We start from the raw sequence: 18,985 nt of genomic DNA, 5'->3' as shown, positions 1-18,985 counted from the left end.
GTATCTTAAAAAAAGTCAAAAGACTATGATAAGCAAAGGAGTGATACTGTGTCTGGGTAAAAACCGTTGCTGGCTTAAAGCAAAATGTAGTACGAACGGTAGGTGGATCTAAAAGATCGAATTACAATCCTGTATACAACATTTGCATTGATTATATTTATAGGTAAAAAAATGGCTAGAATAAATTTTATGGGAGTAGATGTTTCCAAGGGAACATTGAATTAATGGCAAGCATAAGCGCATAGCAAACATGAATGATGCTATATCTAAGTTTATAGAAACAAATATAGTCGATTTACCCATCAAGTTATGTGTAAACCGGCGGCTACGAAAAACTCGTTGCAAAATTGTTACAAGATAACTGTCCATAAAGCTCACCCGAATCGGGTATATGCATTTGCCAAAGCTTGCAATCACTTCGCAAAAACTGACAAATTGGATGCTAAATTACTGGAAAAATACGCTGAATTTATCAGTAAAGACGGTGAAGTAAAAGGATGTACAAAAGCAAGAAGAATTAAAGGAGCTAGGAGCAGTTGAGCGTAATTTAAATCATGCAAATAAGTGTCGTCTGCAAAATGCAACGGGAAAAGCTAGAGAATATATAGAAAGACAGATAGAGTTTGCTGAAAAACAATTGAAGGAAATTAGGCAAGACATAGAAGACGTGATAGCTGAATTGAAAGGAAAAAATGAGCTTTTAATCAGCTATAAAGGTATTGGGTCAAAGACGGCGAGCGTTCTACTGACAGAGGTTTGGTAGATTAGAGAATAGAGAAATTGCATGCTTGGTTGGAGTTGCACCTAAAACTAGCGAAAGTGGAAGAAAAGTTGGCAAAGCTCAAATCAAAGGAGATGCAAGGAAAGCACTATACATGTCAGCTCTTGTTGCTATGCGCCACAACAGAAAAATGAAAGCAGCGTTTGGTTGATTCTGGCAAAGCTGCTAAGGTTGCATTAGTTGCTGTCATGAGAAAAATTATCGTTTGTTTAAATGCCATGATAAAAAATAACAATTTTTATCTTGACTCTTAAGACGGTAGATTCCAGTGCCCAGACATTGGAATCCAGAAAAATTGATTGTGCACTATACAACATTTTCGATCAAAAGCTGGATTCCAGACTGGAATGACAGCAGTCCTACGTCATGCCACCGCGAACCGTCATCCCACCACGAACCGTCATACCGCCACGAATCGTCATACCGCCGCGGTATCTCTTAGCATAGATTCCGCTAACACGTAGCGGGATGACGAGGCTTATCGTCATGCCACCGCGAACCGTCATACCGCCACGAATCGTCATACCGCCGCGGTATCTCTTAGCATAGATTCCGCTAACACGTAGCGGGATGACGATTGTCAGGGTGTCATCCAAGTAGCCTCTTTTTTGTCATCCCAGTGCCCAGACTGGAATGACACCCTACTTAACCGTCATACCGCGATTCATTCGCGGTATCTCAGCCGCTAACAAGAGATCCCGCTAACAAGCAGCGGGATTGACGGTTGTCGTTTAGCCATAAATGTTTAAGAAATTTACCAAACGAAAAAAAAGGCAAAGGAAGCCCTGGTCATTGTCTATTTTCAGTATTTGGCGTTTTTTAAGTCTTAAACACTGCAATTTAGCTGCTTTTAAGTGCAACTAACCTTAGCTAAAATGTTTAAGAAATTTACTAAGCAGAAAAAAAGGCAAAAGAAACCCCGTGGTAATTAGTGTTCACTCTCTAATCCTTCAAATTGGCGTACTATACTGTCTTAAACGACTTATAAGCGCGTTTCAGCTTATATAGGTAAAAACCTAGAAATGTTGTGAAGACATAAGGTGCACATAGTGCAAAAAATTAAAAATAAGACGCCAACTACGTTGTTTTTTTGCTGTTTAATCTGCACAGATGAAGATAACTGAATACCTTCAGTTTTATGATAAGGGGGCTGGCAAAGGGTGTCAAGTAAGTTTTTTCGTTTCTATTCCCAATAAAAGTTCGTTATATGGTTATGCAAGAAGTCTAATACTCATAGTTTCAAGCATATACTGAAATATCTCATTAGCTATAGCAACATCTTGGCGTGGGGCTTTGCCGTGTTCTATAAACACAGAGATTGCGTAGCGCGGGTTATGGTAAGGGCCATAAGCGATAAATAACTTATGACTTTCGCCCTTAGAGTTTATTTCTGGTGTACCGGTTTTGCCGGCAATTTGTATACCGCTTAGCCCTTTTTTATAGGTTCCAGTTTTAGAATTCACCACGTCAAACATAGCTTTTCGAACTATGCTAAGATGCTCACGATTCACATCAATATCGGAAAAATCTTGTATCGGTTTACTCATCTCAATGCGGGGAATTACCTCTTTTCCTGTTGCAATCCTCGCCGAAAGAACTGCAAGCTGTAGTGGTGTTGTAAGCATATACCCTTGTCCTATAACTAGGTTGATAGTGTCACCTAAATACCACTGCGAATATAGCTTTCGTGTACGCCAATCTCTATCTGGCAACAATCCCGGAGCTTCTTCTTTAAACGTTCCAATCAGTGGCCCACTTCCAATACCAAATTTTCTGGCCATTTCTACTAGAGAGTCTACACTTATTTTTTTTCCTATGTTATAAAAGTAAGTGTTGCATGATAATGCCATTGCCTCATTTAAAGATACATATCCATGGACTTTGCTTTTCAGGCAACGAAATTTCCGCTCACCTATTTTCATATAGCCCTTACACGAGAATTTTTCTCCTGGTGTTATTATCCCGTCTTTTAAACCCGCAAGCGCAACTATTACTTTAAATATTGAACCAGGTGGAATTTGATACGACAATGCACGATTCACAAGTGGTAATGAAGGAGTATTCAAGCTTTCCCAAGTCTCATTTGATAATCTGCTAGCAAAAAGATTATTATCGTAAGAAGGTGAATTATATAATGCTAAAATTTCTCCATTATTTACATTAATTACCACTGCGGAGCCCTGGTGATCTTTAAATACCTCTGCGATTTTCTCTTGCAGATTAATATCAATTGTCAGTTGTACATCTTGTCCGTCTTGTTGTGGTATGCTTGATAATTCTTTTATGACGCGTTTTTTAGAATTTATTTCCTGCTCAGATTTTCCTGGCTTGCCTTTCAATATATGATCATATGTATATTCAATACCGCTGATTCCTACTTCGTTTATACCTTGCTGTCTTTTTGTATATCCAATTACATGAGAACATATTGAACCAAACGGGTAATAACGTTTATAAAGAGCAGTTACTTTTGTTTCTGACGATTTTGCTATTTTAGACTCGACTTCTGATAATGTTTGCAAATCAACTTCCTTACCAGAACCATCAAACAAAACAACATACGAAATTTTGTTTATCGCAAGTTCAATGCTATTCCTATCTAAAATTTTGCCTCGCTGAGGCATAATAGTGGTGATTCGTACCCTATTGTTATTAGACAGCGTTTCGTATTTTTGTCTGTTTCGTACTTGTAAATTATATAACCTATAGCTAAAAACAGCGGAAATGGTAAGCTGAATACCGCCTAATATAAATGCTCTGCGGTTAAAGACTTTGTTTTTTGTCCACATAACATTCCTTCAAAACGCACTTTTCCCCCCTCTTTTATTGTTACACTTCTGGCTTTTACCGTATTACAAACCCTTTTTTCCCACTCACTTAAGGTAACAAATTTGTAACCTGATTTTTTTAGTATTTTAATAATATGAGGTAAAGCTTCAATTGTGTTTGATCTGTTATTGTGATCATGAAACAGTATAACTGCTCCATTATGTACATTACTTAAAACTCTTTCAACTAAAGCTTCTGGTTTATCACCTTGCCAATCTAGCGAATCAACTGTCCATAATATTGAATACATATTTAATTGATCAGTATTTTCAATCAGATTATCGTCATGACATCCATATGGCGGACGAAACCATTTTACATCTTGTTTTATTACATTTTTAATTGCTGTATTTGTCTTTTCCAATTCTTGCAATTGTTCCTCACTTGAAAGTGATGTCAACTTCCTATGCGACCAAGAGTGATTGCCTAACTCATGACCTGATTCATGAATTTTCTTTACTATTTCAGACGTTTTTTCATTTATACGTTCACCAAGCACAAAAAATGTTGCTTTTGCTTCATAGCTTTCCAGAACATTAATAATATCGTTTACTCTATTGTTAGACGGTCCATCATCAAACGTAAGCACAACAAACTTATCGTCGTTATTCAACAATTTTTTTATATTACTTAAATTTCTATATGATAGATCCAGATTACAACTAAGCCCACAGTATGGTAAATTAAAATTACAATCACCACAGAAAACCGCGCTTGAGTATAGCAAAAGAAAAGTTATTATCCTTATAAACATTTTGTAATCAGCAAAGCGATAGGATACTATGCACTTTTTTGCTAAGTTAAGCCATCTTTAATTGCTGTAGCCTTTACTTCATCACTTCTTTAATATATTATATTAACAATTTTATATAATATATTATGATTGCAAATATAAATACCGTTGCGCTTCAGGGAATTAGCACAGTAAATGTCAATGCACAAATTCATATGGCAAATGGTATTCCAGCTTTTAAAGCAACAAGGACAACATTGCAAATTTAGAGTTCAAAAGGGTTATTCCTCGAGAACTACTGCGTCAGAAAGTTGGCGTTGAATTTGTATATAATGTTGACCTTGGAGGTTTTTATGAATAATAGTGAGAGAAAAGAAAAATTGGAAACTCGCATTTTATCAAGTAGAGGCAGGTCTTTACTTGACCATGAGCTACTGGAACGTACTCTATCTGAATGTGAAGAAGGAAGAGAAGTGGCCAAAAAGCTAATAGAGCTCTTTAGTAGTTTAGGAAGGGTAATTAACGCTGACTTTCATGAGCTAAAAAATGTTACAGGAATGAATGATGGAGCAATAGCAAGTATCTTTTGTCTGAAAGAGATTTTCGATAGGATACTGAAAGGTAAGTTAAAAAAGCTGTCGATTCTTGATAACAGAGAAGAGCTACTAAAATACTTTAAAACAGCAATAGGGCAGTCACGAAAGGAAAGCTTGCGAGTAATATACTTAGATCGAAGTGGTCATTTGATATACGAGTATATTCAAGACTGTGGAACTATAGACAGAGTACCTCTATATGTGAGAGAAATAATCAAACAGGGATTACTGATCGATGCATCATCTATTGCAATTTCACATAATCATCCAAGTGGAGATACAGAACCATCAAAGGAGGATGAGGATAACACACTTACATTAGCTGCAACCTGCGAAAATGTAGGAATGAAATTAATAGATCACATAATCGTAACACAGAAGAGCCACTTTAGTTTTTATGATAGTGGTTTATTGTAATCTGTAGACCGGAAGGAAAGTTCTCCAACTTTCCTTCTTTTTTTCTACTTCATAAATTAAAAAATTCAATATAAGCTTGAGCAGCTAAAATTAGTAATGAAAGGTGGAATTAGGCAAAAAAATAAAAGAACTTAGATTATACTGTGGTTTAACACAAACTGAGTTGGGAAAGAAAATAGGCGTTTCGTATAGACAAATACAAAGGTACGAAAATAGTTCAAACCAAATTTTGGCCAGTAGGCTATACGACTTAGCAAAAGCACTATCGATTAATGTGGCTGATTTTTTTACTGATGTGCATGTCGACTCACATGAAACTTATGATGAAGAAATACTAAAATTAGTCAAAGGATATAATGAAATTAAAAGCAAAAGGTTACGTAGCGTAGTTTATATATTGGTAAAATCTTTTTCTCAAAGTTACAATGAGAGTTAGTATTGCTTCAATACCTCAGTTAATATATTAATAAATGATTGTACAAGATGAACAACATCCTATTGATAAACAAATAGGTGAAAGAATAAGGAAGAGAAGGTTAATATGCGGTTTTAGCCAAAGAGACTTAGGAAAAAAGCTCGGAATTTCATTTCAGCATATACAAGGATATGAAACTGGAGAGGTAAGGCTTGTAATTGATAGATTGTATAATTTGGCAGAAGCTTTGTCCGTTGATATGTCATATTTTTTTACCAAAGCTTCTGAAGACTTACACGATAAGGCCTTTTGTAGCGATGTGGGTAGTGAAGAAATATCAAGGCTAGTGAGGGAATACAGGAAAATTAAGGATGAAACGTTGCGTGATATTGTGCATTCAGTGATAAAAGCGCTTGCCAATAAATAATATTGCCTGAATATATCTTCAATCCACTTCTACAAGCAATGCTAGTTAAGGTAAATTTTTTATGGTAATTTTGATTAAATTTCAAGAACTACTTTACTTTGCAATAATTATGGCTATGTAAAAACATAGCCACCAATCAAGAACGTCCTACAGATGTCGTTTTGGTATCTTTTAATTTGCTCACCCAAGAAAAGGTCTCACTACTTTTAGAATTTTGGTCGCCCCACCTTCCACATCTAGTAAAGCTGCCTTTTTCCACTACTTCTTTAACAGACATTCCACCAAATAAACAACCCTTTCCTACGATTTCTCCTATTTCTTGCAACTCGTTCCACATTTCTTCATCTTCTACCTCAACTTGTACTTGATGATAGTCTTCTGTGTCATGATATACCATTAAATTTAGCTCTCCTAGGCTAGTGCAAAGTGTTACTGTAAAAGCGCTGTTATCGGATATATCTACGTAATTTCTTTTACCGTCTTTCCCAGTTTTGACCTCAACTTCACCATCACCTATTTTTATGATACTACCGCCAAGGTTTAAGTCTCCTTTACTTAAGCCCAAATTTTTTGCACCTTCTACAACTTTGGCAACATCAACTATGCAGCTATGTGAAAATTCAATATAGAAGGTCTTATTATCGATTTCTACATCTTCAACAGTTCCTTCTATAGTAGCGTCTTCTCCAACTTCCCTAAGTTTCTTGAGCCTACTATATATTTGTGGCTCAATTTCTTTTTGCACTTTTTGATACATTTCAGCTATTTTCTTATCAACTTGTACATTAAAATCTGCTCCATGTAAGGCTAACTTTCTGATTATATCTTCTTGTTTATTTTCTTTGAATTCATCACGATACATCTTAAACATTGTAACGTTAGTGAAGCTAAAGCCATCTTCGTTGCGAGCGTTTACTCTTATTCCTAAATCCAAAGCTTCATCGACGATTTTACTTAATTTGTCTAGATTTTCAGCTGCAATAGCTTTTTCCAAGAATTCATTTAATTTCACATTTTCATATTCACTTAGCCTTATCTTGCATAAAGCTGATCGAAATGGATTGAGCTCCTCAGGATATGTTAAGACAGGTAATTTACTAATCTTTTTATTTGCTGTTGGAGCAGCTTTTATAAAATTAGGTAATAACCCTTCTTTTGCTATTCGCTCTACCGCTTTTAACATTTTACTAGACAATTTTTTACCATTTATTTTTTTCATTGTAACCCTCACTTAATTTCATTACTATTCGATCATATCGTGATAAATATTATTTAATTGTTAATATTATACGACTTATTGATTTACTGTATATTATAATAACAAGTTTTGCGGGCATCTACACTAGAAAAACACATCCTATAAAAATTATTTCAGTTTCAACAAAAATGGGGTATCGTAATCGTAAAATTGAAAAAAATGGATATCCTATCTTACTCTACTGAAAAGCTGAAAAAGCATTGTCAGCTACTTGATGATGAAGAAAAAATAGTTCTATATGAGCAGCTGCTAGACAAGGCTAAAGATATACTTGAAAACTCAAGAGATGATATTGCAAAGTTGAAAGAGGTAAGCAAAGCAGTTGTAGCAATAGAGGAAACTACCGATAAGCAGTTACTAGAAAAGTTTAATGATGATCACCCGCTAAGAGAAGTGGACATTTTAATCTACTCTCCTCAAGGAAATACTGAATATCTATTCAGCATAGATAACTCATCAGAGCTTTATGATTTAAAAGAAGATAAAGAAAAAGCTCTTTATAATGCAGTAAAGTTAAATGATGTTGAGCTTGTAAAAAAGCTGCTAATGATCCTTTCACCTACAGAAGTAAGTAATTTTGACACGAAATACTTGGAAGAATTGAAAATATTGCTGTCAGGAATTCACAAAGAATTGCAATTATCACAAGATATGAAAAATTATCTTGAGAAGACGATAAAGTTCTATAGTTTTTTATGTAGTAATTTTAACTTACTAGTTACAAATCCTACTGACGTAAAAGCCATAATTGATCTATTTGCTGCTCAACCAAATATTGATTACCAAATAGATAAGCTTCTACTTTCTTTTATTGTAAGAGATGTTGAGGAAAAAAAGCTAAACTCTGAAATTAGTCATATGATAGAACTTCTTGAGCAACACGAAAGATTTGCTGAGCTCGAATACAAGGTTAGAAGATTAAGATCAGAGTTTGCAAGTGGCAAAAGCAGATACTCGGCTGAAGTAATACGAAATAGCATTGCAGAACGAGAAAAAGAGATGAGGGAAATTGAGAAAAAATACGTAAGGCCAAACGATTTAATTAGCGAGAGGCAGAAATTATTAAAGCAATTACTTTGCTAGCTTTTTTTCCACTTCATAAAATTTGTTGTAAATTTGAATAAGAGGTGAAAAGTGCAATTAGGTAAAAAAATAAAACAACTTAGGTTAGATCGTGCTTTGACACAGACCGAATTGGGAAAGAGAATAGGTGTTTCGTATAGACAGATACAAAAGTACGAAAATGGTTCAAATTGTGTTTTGGCCAGTAGATTATATGATTTAGCAAAAGCACTATCGATAGATGTTGCTAACTTTTTTACTGATATGCACACTGACTCACATGAAGCTTATGATGAAGAAATACTAAAGTTAGTCAAAGGATATAACGAAATTAAGAGCAAAAGGTTACGTAGTGCAGTTTATATATTGGTAAAATCTTTTTCTCAAAGTGATAATACATAGTTAATATTACCTGATACGTAAAATGACTATACAACATCCTATCGATAAACAAATAGGTGAAAGAATAAGGAAAAGAAGGCTAATGTGTGGTTTTAGTCAAAGAGACTTAGGAAAAAAGCTTGAAATTTCATTTCAGCATGTACAAGGATATGAAAGCGGAGAGATTAGGCTTGTAGTTGATAGGTTATATAAATTAGCAGAAGTACTATCGGTTGATATGTCGTATTTTTTTACCAAAGCCTCTGAAGACTTACATGATAAGGCCTTCCATAGCGATGTAGGCAGCGAAGAAATATCAAGGCTAGTGAGGGAATATAGAAAAATTGAGGATGAAACTCTGCGTGACATTGTTCATTTAGTGATTAAGGCTCTTGCTAATACAGGCTTTAAAGCATAAATTCTCTCCTTGAGTCGTTGAAGAAAACTTAAACTTTCATTTTCTTCATCATTTTGCTTTTCTTTCACTTTGATGCGTGTAGTTATACCCTACACAAAGTATAATGTTTTAAAAATAAAAACCTGCACCATAAAATATTGAGATTTAGAATATTAACTTATAAAGTCTTTTCGGCAGTTTTAGCGAGGGTTTATTAGCAAGGATGTTGGAGGTTAGCAATGACTATATCTGAAGGTGTAATACAGCGTATAAGGCATAATGATAAGAACGCGATAGGGGGATGATTTTTTGGTCAAGGTGGCTGTGCTATAATGCACCCCATAAACTAGACCAAAAAAAAATGGTTGATCCGAGTAGGAAAGTAAAGGGGTAAAAGTATGGCAACAAAAAAATATGAACCAGAGTTAAAAGCAAAGATAGCTTTGGAAGCAATAAAAAATCAAAGAAGCACAGCTGAGATATGTAGTGAATATAAAATACCATCAACAAATCTATATGATTGGCGTGATAGAGTATTGGCAAGGTTAAAAGACCTATTTGTTGAAGAAAGTGAAAGTGCGAGAAAACAAAGAATCTTAGCGCAAGAAATAGAAAGTTTACATAAAGTAATAGGAGAATTGACAGTGGAAAATAGTTATTTGAAAAAAAAATTACTGAAATAAGCAAAAAAGATAGAGTAAGATTTATAGAAAAAGATTCTGATCTGTCAATTAGGAAACAGGCTGATTTACTGGGGATTTGCAGATCTAGCCTATATTATAGGCCTATAATTAATAACGAAAGTGAAATTTGATTCAAGAAGTATATTTGGCTTCTGATTGCCGTTATGGATATCGTAAAATTACTGCTGAGATCATAGCGAGTGGAGTAGTAGTCAATCACAAAAAAATCTTAAGAATTATGAAAAAAATGAAGATTAGTGGGCTGTATTGTAGAAAAAGATGTAATACAAGTATTAAAGAAAAAAAGCATAAAATATATCCTTATTTACTCAAAGATTTGATTATTTGTAGAGTTAATCAGGTATGGGCTACTATATATTATGGTAGAAGGTAAGTTTATCTATTTTGTGGCAATAATGGACTTGTATAGTCGCTATATTATTGCTCATTCATTATCACCATATCTCGATGCTGGATTTTGCCTTTATACTCTCAAAGAAGCTCTAAAACAAGGTAAACCTGAGATTTTTAATAGTGATCAGGGGGTGCAGTTTACTAGCTACAACTTTATTATGGAATTAGAGCGTGCTAATATTAAAATCAGTATGGACCATAAAGGACGTTGCTTCGACAATATATTTGTTGAGCGCTTATGGAGAACTTTAAAGCAAGAAGCTATATATTATTATAGACCAAATAGTATCAGAGATTTAAATCTTATAATAAATGATTTTGTTTCTTGGTATAACTATAGAAGGCGACATCAGACTCTACATTATAAAGTTCCTGCTGATCTTTATTATCATAAACAGTAAATGAATATATTGATAAATACTTTAAATGTGTGTCGACGTATTTATCAACATATTCATTTTAAAAATCGGATCACTTTGAAAAAAATGGTCTAGACAAATGGGTGCATTATAATGTATAACAATGTTACAAAAAATAATATCATAGAATTCAGTAGGATAATTCCTAGAAAACCCCTACATACTAAAAAAAGCAAAATGCTGTTAAAATGAGCTTAAGAATAAATAGCAAACATCTAACATAACAATTCTATTTGTAAATCAGGTGAGGCTTATCCTATAGAAAGCTTTCGAACTACGCAAGCGTATCTTTTGCCTTTAGTATTTCTTTATTGTTTAAGATAACTGTCTGAGCTCCTCTGCCTTAGCATTATATCTCCACTTTCTGCAAGTTATTCCATTAAGTAGTAAAAATATTAGACTTGCCGCAAAACTAAGAAAAAAAGACCAAAGATAGAGCAGATTGAACTTACAGTAAAAATAGAACAAAAAAACTCCAACAATAAATTATGCAAACTTCATCAGGTTAACTTTAACTTAAGAAAACATAAATCAAATTTTCTTGCTCAAAGACCTTGCTTTTTCTCCAACCTTACTCAAACGTACTCTAGCTTAATGCATAATTTTACCCATAAACAACCTTATCTTTGGTACTTTTATTAGTTACAAGTCATCTAGAAAACCCAGATGCTCTACGAAGCCCACCAATCAATATCAGATCCTGCTCTTGTCCTACAGCATTTAATATAGCGTATAACAAAACCATCGCATCTCCCCCAGTAATACGCTTGCATCCTCCACAAAATTCGTATTCACTTAACTGTCGATTTGCCTCCACCCTTTTTCGTTCAACTTGTTCTGCGGTGTTAGCATACTTCAACTCTATTCCAATTGGATGAGTATCATCATTTTCCGCAGATTTTGATAATACTAGGTCTATTTTCCTTCCTCTCTGTAGCTGGAACTCAATAATTACCTTGGCAGGATTATCGCAACTTTGAAATATCCCACGCAACAAAGCCTGAAATTTAGCTTCATTGTTCACGAGTAGACGGTTTCCATTTAATAACGGAGACAACAGACGAGAAATCTCATTAAATAAAACTTCATACCTAGCCCTGTACTCACCATTAACATTACCATCATTACCAAAATTAGGCTCAGCACTCATCAACTGATCTGCAAGTTGATGTAAATTCCTAACATTACCCATTTGTTCTGAAAACCTTCCCTCGAAATAACCTTCACTATGAGAACGTGAGTAAGCACGTAGTGATTCGAATTTCTTTGCAGAAGCCACTTCCAGATGACCCTGGACATCTACTTCACAAAGTACTTGACGCACCTTAGCATCATCTGTGGCTTGAGGCAGTAACGACAGGTTCAATGCTTTGTCTGGTAAAGTCTGCCACTTTAAACGACGAAAAATGTGAAGCACAACAAAACCAATATTTGATAAAAATAGAGCTAAAGTTAACGCATGGCTTACAATATCTGCTGCATCTCCCCTACCACCTGTACGTTTCATTTTCTCTCCCTGAGAGTGGTTAAATAGATACTTGGTAACCCTTACCTCCCGCCCATCATTTGTTTCTAAGTCCCTCCTTGTAGATAAAACATTTCCAAAAACAAACGATGACGTACAGGAAAAAGTGTTACAATGAGGCGATTGAGTGAACTCTGATGCTATGGGTTGTAAAAAACGTTTTACATTTCCCCTAACTCCATTTCCATGAGGATGTAGTAAACCCGGTATTAAGGAAAGACCACCTTCTGAAAAGGCCTGCACAGAAGTTCGGAGACCAGCACCTCCACGTAATTGAAAATTTAACGCTACACAAACAGCACTTGGTGATGAGGTATGAATAGGCAAAGACGAAACAGAACAACTTTTAGCATAATCTTTAGCTTGCTCTAATCCTTCCTCATCACCAACCTTCAACTCAATTATAATTGGAACCGAATCATTTGTCTGATCAACACCACGAACAAGCAAAACAACATCTGCATAACCTTTTCCTATAAGTAGCTCTGGGTAGAAATCAGCCACAGCTCGGTATCTAAAATTTACTAAAAACCCACACAGAAAACCGTGGTAATCAGACTCTGCACGAAACACTAAGCTATCTTCATGTTCATCATGGATATCAATAACATATTCCAAAATTCTTTTAACATTAGTACGCACTTCTCCTGTATCATCATTTGCCAACTCACTCATCAGGTCTAACAATTCACCTTGTTCTCTGATTGGGTTAATTTCATGAAAAATTGGAGCTCCAGGTTCATCACGTTGAGGAAATCTATCTATTTCATGAATAAACCTACATTCTTCTCCAAACCGAAATATTTTATACTCTTCCCAATCCAGATCCTTATCTTCCTGTAATTCTTGTGGAAGATTCTCTTCTACCTGCTGCTTCTCTTCTGCACTAAACCTTGACCCAGGGCTGTTCTCATTATCAGCAACAGTATAACACCTGACTATTCTTCTATTTTCTTTATTAGTGAGAACAGCAACTTTTAGATTTCCATAATTGTCAAAACGAAAATAGACTCTTTCATCTTCAACTAATATACCTGCATCATGTGCAGTAGAAAACATACCAAAAAAGAATGTAGGAAAAAAGCCAGGCTTATTAGCCGAATGCAAAAAAGATGGACAGTTGTTTAAAAAACCTACAAATTGTCTACTAAACTCATCACAACCTCCACTTAATAAAGCCCTAACTAATTCACGATCTTCATTATTACCATGCATAAATACTCCTATTTGTTAACAACTGCAGCAGGCGAAATACTAACATTAGTACCCACTAACGTAGATTGAGGACCTTCAGTGCTAGCAGAGAATAAATTCAAATTTCTCGCTGACTTACACAACTCTTCTATTAAATTGCAGGAGCTAGTTGCATCTATCATCTTAGAATTCCTTGTTTTATCTAAACTATTTGCTATCCTCTCTTTTAATGATTTAAAGCTTTTGTCTGAACAACAATCTTTAGCAAACTTTAAAATACTCAAGACCAAATCAACTTTTTCACCATCGCCAGCACTTTGAGTATCCTTGCTGTTCTCCTGATCTACAATCAAATTTGAAATTGCATTTTCCATTGCAACAAAAGCAATCCTATCTTTAAAAGGATCGACAACATTTATTTTATTTTGGTTAAATACACTAGATTCCCAAAGACTGCTAATAGCTGACCTTGCTTCATTCCTGTTATCCAAGTCATAATCTTTAGAAACTACAACAAATGAAAGCGATGAGAGAAGATGTGCATATCCTCTAGGTGAAAGCATTTTCTCTACTTCAGATCTTGAACATCCCTCGCTCAAGTACTGGATAACATACTTAGTTGTGCAAAGAAAACCGTGCTCTACTAAGTAACTAAGAGGACGATAGATCACACCCCTATCTTTCTTATTCGGTAGCCCAAGTAGTGACTTATGATCTACTTTTGCGCTTATGACTTTACCTAGAAGGGAACTTAAGGTAGAAGCAAGTTTATAGCTAGATTGCAATGGAGATAATTTTGCAATAGCAGAAACTAGCAATTTTTCTCTCTCTTCTTTCACTAATTTTTCTTCAGAACACAGACGATTATAGAAGTGTTCCACTCCCTTACTCCACTTGAAATCTACAGCCTTATTAAATCCATCTTCTGCTTCTATATTTTCTCTAAGGTTACCTGATTCTTGATCAATCCAGAAATTGAAAACAGGATCACGTCTTCCCATGGAACTTAACAATTCAACTCTTGCAAGCTTATCACTGCAAGCTAAATTCCTATCTTCCTCACATGCACCTTTATGAGATAAGTCAGATCTAAAAGACTCTAACGCCTTGTCAAATAATTGCTTAATTTCACTCTCTACACACTCAATACATGCTATTTTATATATAGCAAATGGATTCAACACACCTGATTTAGCTAATTCTCCTACCAATTTAGCAACATCTAGTGTCGCACCTGACCAACAAGATTCATCACGAAACGCATTACATAAGAGGTCCGATTGCTCAACGGTTAGACCCTCTACTGTTACAGGGTGAGCCTTGACCCATTCCTCAATAGCTGAAGTTCTATCACCTTTAACAACATCCTTCAGCTTACTTATTACTTTGCTAGAGATAATCTCTTTATTTTTTTTAGGATCAGAACTGAGACGAGATCTTTTGCTTGGGCCTGCATTACCCTTCAAATCTTCCGTTCCACGTTTAGTTTTACTTTTTGGCATCTAATTACCTCAAAATCAAATATTCAATGAAGGTATTATACAAGCATTAGAATAATATATAAATCGAAAAATTAGTGTGCACCTAAATTTAAGCAGTAATTATAGACCTGCTGCAAAAGAGGAGATATTAAAGAGAGATGTAGCAAGAGGGAATGAGCTTAAATTATCAAATTAACGTTATTCTACTTTACCTCACTAGCATTTTCCTTACCTTGAGCCTTACTATTACTCACAAATATAAACGTTCGTTACATAGCTCTTAATATGTCTAAAGAGACGAAATTTCCCGAATTATTTATAATGAACCCTTACGATCACATTCTGGGGACGTACATCAGAAAACTTTTATATTATTAGTTTTGTAGTAAAATTATATGAGTACATCGTATCTATTAAATCAGAAGCTTTATGGATTACAGATTGAGAGCTTATTTGTTTGGGGTTATCTGGTTTATACTTAGCTTACTTAGTAGTGTAGCTAATGATACTATATCAAAATATCTAAGTTTACATCTTCAGAGTTTTGAAATAATTTTTTTCCGCTTTCTGTTTACCACTATTACCCTTGTACCTTTTATGTTTTACTATGGAATAGAAACTTTTAAAACAAGTCAAATATCTACTCAAATAACCAGGGGTGGGTTGTTGTTTTGTGGAATGACCTTATGGACTTACGGGTTGACTGTTTTCCCCATAGTAACTGCAACGATTATAAGTTTTTCTATACCATTATTTGTTATACTTCTTGCAATCCCTTTACTAAACGAAAATATAATTTGGCAAAGATGGATAGTAACTATTATTGGTTTTGTTGGTATTGCTATTACCACCAAAGCTCATAGTGAAGACTTTAATCCTAAAATTCTTATTTTTATTGTATCTGCGTTAATCTTTGCTATATTAGACATACTTAATAAGAAACTTGTGATAAAAGAGTCAGTAATAAGTATGTTATTTTATTCAGCTCTAACGACAACTATTTTTTCTACTCCACCTTTGTTATTTTATTGGCATATGCCTTCCTTGTTGGAGTTAGTATTACTGCTGATTTTAGGAATAAGTTCAAACCTAATTCTGTTCTTCATGTTAAAAGCTTTTGCTCTTACTGATGCTACTGCACTTGCACCGTATAGATACATAGAGCTAATAATTTCTGCAATAGTAACATACGTTATATTTAATGAATTACCTGATAAAAGTGCTTTATATGGTACTTTGATATTAATACCATCAACCTTATTTATAGCTTATTCGGAAGGTAAGGCAATTAAGAAAAATAATGTAACAACAAAAGTTTATAATTGTTAATGGTATTTATTTTAGATGCTAAGCTACATTTTTAAGGTGATAGTAAAATGCACATAACTATTATAGGAGTAGGGTATGTAGGCTTAGTATCTGGTACAATGTTATCGGAGCAGGGCCATAAAGTTGATTGCATTGACATAAATACTGAGAAGATTGAACTTTTGAAATCAGGGAAAATTCCTCTATATGAACCTGGATTAGCAGATTATTTAGAGAATAATATAAAGTCACAAAGGATAAGATTTTTTGATTCGTATTCTCAAATAAATCCCAATACAGAAGTAGTATTTGTAACTGTAGATACTCCATCAGACTCCCTAGGAAATGCAAATTTAAAGAATGTATATAATGCAGTAAGTGAAGTTTCTGAGAGGGTTAATCAAGATTGCTTAATAGTGATAAAGTCAACTATTCCTCCTGGTACTGCAGAAAATATACATAATTATTTATCTAATAAGGGCTATAACTTTGATTTGGGAGTTAATCCAGAGTTTCTCAAGCAAGGCTCTGCAGTATCAGATTTTTTATACCCAGATAGGATAATAATAGGAGTAAAAACTAAGCTAGCTAGGGCAAAACTAGAAGTTATATATAGATCATTTATAGATAAGAATATTCCGTTAATAGTCACTGATACAGTTACTGCTGAAATGATTAAATATGCTTCTAATGCCTTTCTAGCAACAAAGGTTGCTTTTATCAATGAGATGGCAGGTTTATGTGAGCTATTAGGAGCAGACATTGACCTTTTAGCTAACAGTATGGGAATGGACCATAGAATAGGTAAGGAATTTCTCAAAGCTGGTCCAGGATTTGGAGGATCATGTTTTCCTAAAGATTTGTCAGCTTTAATAAGGCTTGCTGAAGACCACAATGTTAAGCTACAAATTTTAAATTCAGTTAAAGAATCTAACTATAATCATATAACAAACATTGCTAAAAAGGTAGAATATGTATTAAATGGAGTCCAAAATAAAAAAATAGCAATATGGGGGCTAACTTTTAAGTCTGGTACTGATGATGTAAGAAATAGCCCAGCTATAGATATTGCACAATTGTTAGTGAATAACAAGGCTAAAATTACTGCATATGACCCAATGGGGATGGATAATGCTAGGCAAGTTCTAAAGGATATAGAATACGCGGACAATGCTATAGGGGCTGCAAGGGACGCGGAAGCCTTGTTATTGTTAACGGAGTGGAAAGAATTTAAAAATCAAGATTTTGCAAGTTTAAAGAGTATTATGGCTGCACCTAATGTTTTTGATTTCCGTAATTTATTAGATAGCGAGCTATTACTAAGATATGGTTACCATGTTTATTCCTTGGGTAAAAAATCTATCTACAAAGTTTAACTGTTGAGAAATTTTTTTTACACCGCTTTACTTAGTTTTTTTAGATCTTTGCTTGATAGTATGGAAAAGCAAACGAGTGCAACAACAGAGCAAATGGAAAAAAATGAAAACATAATACTGTTACCACAGTGCTTAACAAGTACTCCTAAGAGCACGCATGAAAATATTGAACTTGCAATATACCCAAATAATCCTGTTAAGCTTACAATTGCACATACATTATTTTGTGGAGCAATTTCTACAGCTATAACACCTGTCAGTACTTGCACTCCAAATATAAAGAATCCTGATAAGATTGCACCAAGGTTCATAAGAATTATGTTTTGACCAAAGTTCATTGCAATAAAAGTGAGTGCTATACCCAACATATAAAGTGATGCCAGCAAGCTTCTATTTTGAAAGAAGTACATATCACTAATTCTTCCTGTTATTAAAGTTCCAAGGATTCCACCTAAATCATATACGCCTGTTATTAGTGAGGATTGTACAAGAGAAATTTGTAATTTATTCTTTAAAATTATAGGAAACCAAAAGAAGATTCCCATTTTTATAATATAAGCACAAAAAGTAGCACAACATAGAAACCATATGGAACTTGTTACCTTGATACCTATTTGAGATTTCTGCACCTTATAATAGGTAGTAAAGTTGGCACTTTCTTTGTAATATGCTTTTAATATTATATAAATTCCAAAAAGTAAGCATAAGAGACCAGAGTACAAAAATGCACTTTTTGCATCATATATTTTAATTATACTTGGTAATACAATTAAAGTAATACAAGAACCAAGTTGCTGAGATGCGCTCATAACTCCCCATGATGATGCAATTGAAGAGATGCTAGAGTTTGTAACCATAAACTTGGTAATAGCTGGCCAACCTAACCCTTGTGTCCAAGCTAATAATATTAATGTTAACAGTAATAAAGTTAGATTATTATATGATAAAGTTATACCAATGGTTAATAATCCAGTTGCAATATTGCATAGCCCAAACATAAATAATGGATTATTTTTGGAGTCCATGATTATTCCATTAACAAATTTTGATACTCCATAAAAAAAAGAAAAGCAGGCAAAAAAATAGCTTAATTTTACATGGTCAGTATCTATTAACAGTGGTAGAGCAATTGGTATACTTTGTCTTGATAAATAAAGCAGCATATATCCACAGAAGAATAGTAAATATTGAAAGAAGACAAAGTTCACACCTATTCCCAAATAGCTCTATGCAGATGCTAGCATAATACTATATTGGTATAATATTGTTTGACAAGAAGTTTGCAAACA

16 protein-coding genes and 2 pseudogenes are annotated in these 18,985 nt (G+C 34.3%); 11 read left to right on the top strand and 7 right to left on the bottom strand.

What is annotated here, in order from left to right; all coding sequences use genetic code 11:
• Window positions 1-171 precede the first annotated feature (171 nt).
• Window positions 172-1,035: pseudogene (locus OPR43_RS08510) on the top strand (transposase).
• 105 nt (window positions 1,036-1,140) lie between these two features.
• Here the strand turns inward: OPR43_RS08510 and OPR43_RS05130 are convergent.
• The 3 genes from OPR43_RS05130 to OPR43_RS05120 form a co-directional block, all read right to left on the bottom strand.
• Entirely contained in the window at window positions 1,141-1,377 is a 237-nt protein-coding gene (locus tag OPR43_RS05130; RefSeq protein ID WP_265034406.1) for a hypothetical protein, read from the bottom strand.
• A 615-nt stretch (window positions 1,378-1,992) separates the two neighbouring features.
• A complete protein-coding gene (locus OPR43_RS05125) occupies window positions 1,993-3,570 on the bottom strand; it encodes a penicillin-binding transpeptidase domain-containing protein (protein WP_320157459.1) in 1,578 nt (525 codons plus the stop codon).
• Entirely contained in the window at window positions 3,525-4,364 is an 840-nt protein-coding gene (locus OPR43_RS05120) for a polysaccharide deacetylase family protein (RefSeq protein WP_320157458.1), read from the bottom strand. The genes OPR43_RS05125 and OPR43_RS05120 overlap by 46 nt, the downstream gene beginning before the upstream one ends.
• Before the next feature lie 125 nt (window positions 4,365-4,489).
• Here OPR43_RS05120 and OPR43_RS05115 point away from each other — a divergent pair, with 125 nt between their 5' ends.
• The 4 genes from OPR43_RS05115 to OPR43_RS05100 all read left to right on the top strand — a co-directional run bounded on the left by OPR43_RS05115 (window position 4,490) and on the right by OPR43_RS05100 (window position 6,198).
• The gene (locus OPR43_RS05115; RefSeq protein WP_255317433.1) at window positions 4,490-4,612 is read left to right on the top strand and encodes a hypothetical protein; all 123 of its coding nucleotides are present in this window, start codon (window positions 4,490-4,492) and stop codon (window positions 4,610-4,612) included.
• Between the two features lie 84 nt (window positions 4,613-4,696).
• A complete protein-coding gene (locus OPR43_RS05110) occupies window positions 4,697-5,356 on the top strand; it encodes a JAB domain-containing protein (RefSeq protein WP_012673223.1) in 660 nt (219 codons plus the stop codon).
• A gap of 103 nt (window positions 5,357-5,459) precedes the next feature.
• Window positions 5,460-5,792 (top strand): helix-turn-helix domain-containing protein, encoded by a 333-nt coding sequence (locus OPR43_RS05105; RefSeq protein ID WP_041582615.1) that lies wholly within the window; start codon window positions 5,460-5,462, stop codon window positions 5,790-5,792.
• Window positions 5,793-5,826: 34 nt separating this feature from the next.
• Window positions 5,827-6,198: a helix-turn-helix domain-containing protein gene (locus OPR43_RS05100; protein ID WP_041582616.1), complete on the top strand. Its 372-nt coding sequence runs from the start codon at window positions 5,827-5,829 to the stop codon at window positions 6,196-6,198.
• A 136-nt stretch (window positions 6,199-6,334) separates the two neighbouring features.
• On the opposite strand, the gene OPR43_RS05095 is transcribed toward OPR43_RS05100, so the two are convergent.
• On the bottom strand, window positions 6,335-7,417 hold the full coding sequence (locus OPR43_RS05095) for a hypothetical protein (RefSeq protein ID WP_012673224.1): 1,083 nt from the start codon (window positions 7,415-7,417) through the stop codon (window positions 6,335-6,337).
• Window positions 7,418-7,615: 198 nt separating this feature from the next.
• Here OPR43_RS05095 and OPR43_RS05090 point away from each other — a divergent pair, with 198 nt between their 5' ends.
• From OPR43_RS05090 to OPR43_RS05075, 4 genes and pseudogenes are all read left to right on the top strand, one after another.
• A complete protein-coding gene (locus tag OPR43_RS05090) occupies window positions 7,616-8,539 on the top strand; it encodes a hypothetical protein (protein WP_012673225.1) in 924 nt (307 codons plus the stop codon).
• 51 nt (window positions 8,540-8,590) lie between these two features.
• A complete protein-coding gene (locus tag OPR43_RS05085; RefSeq protein ID WP_007549995.1) occupies window positions 8,591-8,920 on the top strand; it encodes a helix-turn-helix domain-containing protein in 330 nt (109 codons plus the stop codon).
• A 22-nt stretch (window positions 8,921-8,942) separates the two neighbouring features.
• Window positions 8,943-9,317, top strand: coding sequence for a helix-turn-helix domain-containing protein (locus tag OPR43_RS05080; protein WP_007549999.1), 375 nt, complete (start codon window positions 8,943-8,945; stop codon window positions 9,315-9,317).
• A gap of 377 nt (window positions 9,318-9,694) precedes the next feature.
• A pseudogene (locus OPR43_RS05075) lies at window positions 9,695-10,794 on the top strand (IS3 family transposase).
• A gap of 667 nt (window positions 10,795-11,461) precedes the next feature.
• On the opposite strand, the gene OPR43_RS05070 reads toward OPR43_RS05075, so the two are convergent.
• Window positions 11,462-13,552 carry a PD-(D/E)XK nuclease domain-containing protein gene (locus OPR43_RS05070; protein ID WP_226079617.1) on the bottom strand — a complete coding sequence of 697 codons (2,091 nt, stop codon included), beginning with the start codon at window positions 13,550-13,552 and terminating at the stop codon, window positions 11,462-11,464.
• A gap of 8 nt (window positions 13,553-13,560) precedes the next feature.
• Window positions 13,561-15,033 carry a hypothetical protein gene (locus OPR43_RS05065; RefSeq protein WP_077188281.1) on the bottom strand — a complete coding sequence of 491 codons (1,473 nt, stop codon included), beginning with the start codon at window positions 15,031-15,033 and terminating at the stop codon, window positions 13,561-13,563.
• 408 nt (window positions 15,034-15,441) lie between these two features.
• On the opposite strand from OPR43_RS05065, the gene OPR43_RS05060 reads away from it, so the two are divergent.
• Both OPR43_RS05060 and OPR43_RS05055 read left to right on the top strand, forming a co-directional pair.
• Window positions 15,442-16,341: a DMT family transporter gene (locus OPR43_RS05060; protein WP_226079616.1), complete on the top strand. Its 900-nt coding sequence runs from the start codon at window positions 15,442-15,444 to the stop codon at window positions 16,339-16,341.
• Window positions 16,342-16,388: 47 nt separating this feature from the next.
• Window positions 16,389-17,696, top strand: a complete 1,308-nt coding sequence (locus OPR43_RS05055; RefSeq protein ID WP_264686280.1) for a UDP-glucose dehydrogenase family protein — start codon at window positions 16,389-16,391, stop codon at window positions 17,694-17,696.
• A gap of 17 nt (window positions 17,697-17,713) precedes the next feature.
• Here the strand turns inward: OPR43_RS05055 and OPR43_RS05050 are convergent, their stop codons facing one another.
• On the bottom strand, window positions 17,714-18,859 hold the full coding sequence (locus OPR43_RS05050; protein ID WP_264686281.1) for an MFS transporter: 1,146 nt from the start codon (window positions 18,857-18,859) through the stop codon (window positions 17,714-17,716).
• Window positions 18,860-18,985 lie beyond the last annotated feature (126 nt).

Origin of the sequence: Wolbachia endosymbiont (group A) of Apoderus coryli (assembly GCF_947251615.1) — a bacterium.
GTDB lineage: Bacteria > Pseudomonadota > Alphaproteobacteria > Rickettsiales > Anaplasmataceae > Wolbachia.
The sequence above is the reverse complement of the archived record's forward strand: the minus strand, read 5'-3'. Positions and strand labels throughout refer to the sequence as shown.

Excerpts from the sequence above, each read along its gene's own strand:
- OPR43_RS05080 (WP_007549999.1), top strand. The coding sequence starts at position 8,943 with ATGACTATACAACATCCTATCGATAAACAAATAGGTGAAAGAATAAGG.
- OPR43_RS05050 (WP_264686281.1), bottom strand. The coding sequence starts at position 18,859 with ATGCTGCTTTATTTATCAAGACAAAGTATACCAATTGCTCTACCACTG.
- OPR43_RS05095 (WP_012673224.1), bottom strand. The coding sequence starts at position 7,417 with ATGAAAAAAATAAATGGTAAAAAATTGTCTAGTAAAATGTTAAAAGCG.
- OPR43_RS05070 (WP_226079617.1), bottom strand. The coding sequence starts at position 13,552 with ATGCATGGTAATAATGAAGATCGTGAATTAGTTAGGGCTTTATTAAGT.
- OPR43_RS05110 (WP_012673223.1), top strand. The coding sequence starts at position 4,697 with ATGAATAATAGTGAGAGAAAAGAAAAATTGGAAACTCGCATTTTATCA.
- OPR43_RS05060 (WP_226079616.1), top strand. The coding sequence starts at position 15,442 with ATGGATTACAGATTGAGAGCTTATTTGTTTGGGGTTATCTGGTTTATA.
- OPR43_RS05125 (WP_320157459.1), bottom strand. The coding sequence starts at position 3,570 with ATGTGGACAAAAAACAAAGTCTTTAACCGCAGAGCATTTATATTAGGC.
- OPR43_RS05065 (WP_077188281.1), bottom strand. The coding sequence starts at position 15,033 with ATGCCAAAAAGTAAAACTAAACGTGGAACGGAAGATTTGAAGGGTAAT.
- OPR43_RS05115 (WP_255317433.1), top strand. The coding sequence starts at position 4,490 with ATGATTGCAAATATAAATACCGTTGCGCTTCAGGGAATTAGCACAGTA.
- OPR43_RS05120 (WP_320157458.1), bottom strand. The coding sequence starts at position 4,364 with ATGTTTATAAGGATAATAACTTTTCTTTTGCTATACTCAAGCGCGGTT.
- OPR43_RS05100 (WP_041582616.1), top strand. The coding sequence starts at position 5,827 with ATGATTGTACAAGATGAACAACATCCTATTGATAAACAAATAGGTGAA.
- OPR43_RS05090 (WP_012673225.1), top strand. The coding sequence starts at position 7,616 with ATGGATATCCTATCTTACTCTACTGAAAAGCTGAAAAAGCATTGTCAG.
- OPR43_RS05055 (WP_264686280.1), top strand. The coding sequence starts at position 16,389 with ATGCACATAACTATTATAGGAGTAGGGTATGTAGGCTTAGTATCTGGT.